The organism is Kribbella sp. NPDC006257 (assembly GCF_040613535.1).
In the GTDB taxonomy this organism is placed as follows: Bacteria; Actinomycetota; Actinomycetes; order Propionibacteriales; family Kribbellaceae; genus Kribbella.
In genome coordinates this window covers 1-4,110 of record NZ_JBEXSJ010000076.1, presented here as the reverse complement: position 1 = coordinate 4,110, position 4,110 = coordinate 1, and the positions used below count along the sequence as shown (strand labels likewise).

The 4,110-nt window shown below is 67.5% G+C and carries 3 protein-coding genes and 1 pseudogene; 1 reads left to right on the top strand and 3 read right to left on the bottom strand.

What is annotated here, in order from left to right; genetic code table 11:
* A pseudogene (locus tag ABZ004_RS40465) lies at positions 1–1,871 on the bottom strand (hypothetical protein); the annotation flags it as partial.
* Between the two features lie 543 nt (positions 1,872–2,414).
* On the opposite strand from ABZ004_RS40465, the gene ABZ004_RS40460 reads away from it, so the two are divergent.
* Positions 2,415–2,864, top strand: a complete 450-nt coding sequence (locus ABZ004_RS40460) for a DinB family protein (protein ID WP_355687618.1) — start codon at positions 2,415–2,417, stop codon at positions 2,862–2,864.
* Between the two features lie 49 nt (positions 2,865–2,913).
* On the opposite strand, the gene ABZ004_RS40455 is transcribed toward ABZ004_RS40460, so the two are convergent.
* On the bottom strand, positions 2,914–3,495 hold the full coding sequence (locus ABZ004_RS40455) for a dihydrofolate reductase family protein (protein WP_355687616.1): 582 nt from the start codon (positions 3,493–3,495) through the stop codon (positions 2,914–2,916).
* 2 nt (positions 3,496–3,497) lie between these two features.
* Positions 3,498–3,881, bottom strand: coding sequence for a YciI family protein (locus ABZ004_RS40450; RefSeq protein ID WP_355687614.1), 384 nt, complete (start codon positions 3,879–3,881; stop codon positions 3,498–3,500).
* Positions 3,882–4,110: the final 229 nt, after the last annotated feature.

Sequence of the window (4,110 nt, the reverse complement as noted above, 5' to 3'; positions counted from 1 at the left end):
TTCGGGGTCCGGTCGGTGAGTCGGTATCTGAACTTGGCTCTGCTGAACGCCATCGCGAGGGCGTCTTGGGGAAGGGGTCCGTAGCCTTGGAGTTCACCGCCGGTGCAGATCGCCCCGGTAGCGAGCGCTTCGGCCTCGGCGTAGGTGCAGTGAATGACGACCTGGATCGCGACGGCTGGGTTCAACCCGGACTCCGGCGGCCCCGGAACCCGCCCAGCACCGGCATCTGCGTTCTTGTCTGTGGTCGCGGCCATGACCGGACCCGCACCTGAGTCCGCGCTCGAGATGGTCGCGGCGACCACGCTTTCGGCGTCCTGGTTTGTCGCGGCATCGGTCGCCAGGAACGGATCTGCAGCGCCCAAGCCCGCCACGCCCGTCACGCCCGCCGCGCCCGGCATCGCGTCTGCACCCACTGCGACATCCACACCTGCGACGGTGTCTGCACTCACCCGCGCGGCCGCGAACCGATCCGCGGTTCCCGTGTCCGAGACGTCCTCGGCGGCCACGTTCTCGTCGTCCGGACTCGCCGCAACCTCCGCGCCCTGCGCACCCGCGCGATCCCCGCACTCCCGGGCATCGGTGCTGGCCTTACCCGCAGCCAGCACGCGCTCATCGCCCGCGGCAGTCGCAACACCCGGCGTGGGCATGGCGCCCGAGATCGACGCAGTGCGCGGAGCGGCGGTGTACCACTCCGGCTCGTCATCCGCGCCTGGCCCGGCGGTAGTGGTGTGCGGCGTGGCGTCCGGAGTCGACGCGGTGCGCGGAGCGGGGGTGTACCACTTCGGCTCGTCATCCCCGTCTGGCTCGGCGGTAGTGGTGTGCGGCGTGGCGTCCGGAGTCGACGCGGTGCGCGGAGCGGGGGTGTACCACTCCGGCTCGTCATCCGCGCCTGGCCCGGCGGTGGCGGTGTGCGGCGTGGCGTCCGGATCGGTGTCTTCTGTCGGCTGGGCGTCGCTGGTGGACCCGGTGTGGTCGGCGTTGATGTCGGTGTCGGCGGTCGGGTTGGTGCTGTTGGTGGGTTCGCCGTTGCCGGTGGTCGAGTCGCCGTTGCGGGTGGTGGTTTGTCGGGGTTTGCCAATGGTGGTTTGGTCGTTGCCGAGGAGGCGGTTGACGGCGAGGTCGGTGCGGAGTTGGTTGAGGTTGCGGGGGTCGCCATCGTGTTGGAGTTGCCGGGCGCGCAGGGTGAGGGCTGCCATGATCGCGGTGATGTCGATCGCGGAGGTGGACACCACCAGGTCGGATGTGCCGCCGTTGTGGTTGACGGTGTAGGTGGTGCGTTCGTCTTGGCGTTGGGCGTGCAGCAGCGATTCGTACTCGGCGAGGACTTTCTGGGTTTCTCGTTGCGCGGTCTTCTTGATCCGGCGCCATCCGTAGCGGCGTCCCCAGGCCAGCACGATCGCCTCGACCGCTGCGCGCAGGTCGTCGTCGACGATCAGCGCGAGTTCACGGGCGATGTGGTAGGCGGCGGCGACCGGGATCCCGCCCGCGCTCAGTAGCCGCAGGGTGGCCGGGAAGCGGTCGACCAGGACCGCGGCCCGGTTCAGCCACAACGCAGCGGTCTTGCGGTGCGCGCTCAACGTCAGGCCGAGCTCGTCGGTCACCGAACGCAGCACGTCACCTGACCAGCGCCGCTCGGCCGGCCCGGCCAGGCGATCACCTGGCCGGGGTGCTTCGAGGCCCAGGTCCGCGGACGTTCCGGACAGGGCGTAGTGGAAGGCGACCATCGTCTGGGCTTTCCGGGCCGCCAGTGCGGACTCCAGTTGCTGGATCTTCGACAGGTGCTCCAGCAGCCCGTCGGCGTCGAGCAGCGCGATGTCCACGCTGGCTACCGAAGCCATCGTGGACACCATCTCCGCCGGACTCTCGAACATACTGTCGATTATAGACCGATCGAAGCACCCGGAACCAATCGCGAGCGAGGCCTGTGGACAACCCGCAAACCCAACCCTGCAAGGAGAAACCGGACACCCCGAAGCCATGACACGAGGACCAGGCAAACAGTATGGCGGCAACTTGCGGCGAGACCATCACAGGATGGCTGGGCCAACCTGCACAGATCGTCGGCTGGTCAAGTCAGGTCGTTGCCTCATAACCGAACTCGCTTGATGGCACCCAGGCCAGCAGGGCGTCGAGAGTCGGCAGGGTGTTGGTTCCCCACATCTTGGACAGGACCCAAGTGCGGCAGCCTTCGTGAAGCGGCTCGTCCAGGAACCACCGCCTTTGGTTGCCGCGTGCTCGCGGACATGCGACTTCGATGCGTCGATGCGATGCCGCTCGACGTGAGCACCATTGCCGCCCGTGCCGAGGATCAGTTGGCCGGCAGTGCATGCGATCGCTCTTCCCCTCCGCGAGCCGGACAGCCTGGGCGAGCCGGACAGCGTGGGCGAGCGTGGCGCTCGGCTTATTCTGGTGGGATGGTGGGTGAGGTCGAGCGGTTGTGTGCGGAACTCGACGGGTTGCGGGCTGGGGTGTTGAAGAAGCTGACGGGGTTGAGTGAGGCGGATGCGCGGCGTAGTACGGTCGGGTCCGGGACGAATCTTGCTGGACTGGTGCAGCACCTCACGTTTGTCGAGTCGCTGTGGTTCGAGGAGATCGTGGGCGGTGAGAAAGTTGCCCGAGGCAAGCGATCCATGGAGGTCGATCCCGCCGTTTCGGTGAAGACGCTGCGGGCGGAGTACAGGGCCGCGTGCCGGGCCAGCAACGAGATCATCACGAGGATCGGTGATCCCGATGCAGCCGTGATCCGGAACGGTAAGGCGCAGGATCTCCGTTGGGCGATTCTCGCTGTTATCCAGGAGACCGCGCGGCATGCCGGGCACGCCGACATCATTCGCGAGCAGCTCGACGGCACGACCGGTCGGTGATGGTTTGGGCAGGCCGGTGGGCCGGCGGACGCTTGGTCCGCCGGCCGGCTCAGCGGCGTACTCGGTAGTGCAGGTGGGTGGCCTCGGGGGTGTCTACTACCTCGATGATGTCCAGTTCGATCCGGTTGGGTAGTACGTCGAACAGGCGGCGGCCCTGGCCGAAGAGGACGGGGATCTGGGAGATGACTAGCTCGTCCAGTACGCCGGCCTCCAGGGCGCGTTGGGCTGTGTAGGCGCCGTGGACCAGTACGCCGCGATCCCCCGCGGCTGCCTTCGCCTGAGCCATTGCCGACTCGATGCCGTCGGCAACGTAGGTGACGAGTGGGTAGTTCGCCACGGTCGGGCCCGGTGGGCGATGGCTCGGCACGAACACCGGTACGCCGTGGTGGTTGCCACCCCAGTGATCGACCTGCTCGACCGTACGCCGACCGGCCAGCACCGCGCCGCTGTCGTTGATGGAGTCGTAGAACTTCCCGGCTGGGCCGTCCGGACGGTAGATCTCGCCGGAAGCATCGACCATCCACTGGTGCAACCGCATGAAGCCGTCGCCCCCGGGGTTCTCCGGGCTGTCGTCCGGTCCCGCGATGAAGCCGTCGAGGGACATCGCCATGTAGAGGAACGAGGTGGACATGCTTAGGCCTTCGGCTGCGGGTATCCGTCGGCGAACTCTGCTTGCTCGTAGACGCGCCGGAGCTCGACCGTGCCGTCGCGGAACGGCGACTTCTTCAGCCACTCGACGGCCTCGTCCATCGATTCGACCTGCCAGATCCAGTACCCGCCGACGAGCTCCTTCGACTCGGCGAACGGACCGTCGACGACACTCTGGCCGTCCTCGGTGAAGCTGACCAGCTTCCCTTCGCTGCTGGGCGCGAGCCCCTCACCGGACAGCATCACGCCGGCCTTGGTGAGCAGGTCGTTGAACCGCCCCATCTCGGCGAGGTCGTCGAGCGCGCGCGGGTCCTTGGGGTAGGACTCCTCGTCCGCCCGGGTCATCTTCACCAGCACCATGACTCGCATATCTGTCTCCCTCTGTCGTTCGGTCAGAGTCCGATCCAACTCTGCTCTGCCCAGTGCGTCGAGCAGGACAGGCCGAAATCGACACCCCCGGCCAAAGAACTTCCGAAGAAAGAAAAACGAGGGAAGGAAAGCGGTGGCGCCGGGGCGCACGACGGCGGTGCGGGAGCGGGAGCGGTGCGGGAGCGGGAGCGGCGCGGGAGCGGGTGCAGTGCGCGAGCGGAGCGGGAGC

Excerpts from the sequence above, each read along its gene's own strand:
- ABZ004_RS40460 (WP_355687618.1), top strand. The coding sequence starts at position 2,415 with ATGGTGGGTGAGGTCGAGCGGTTGTGTGCGGAACTCGACGGGTTGCGG.
- ABZ004_RS40455 (WP_355687616.1), bottom strand. The coding sequence starts at position 3,495 with ATGTCCACCTCGTTCCTCTACATGGCGATGTCCCTCGACGGCTTCATC.
- ABZ004_RS40450 (WP_355687614.1), bottom strand. The coding sequence starts at position 3,881 with ATGCGAGTCATGGTGCTGGTGAAGATGACCCGGGCGGACGAGGAGTCC.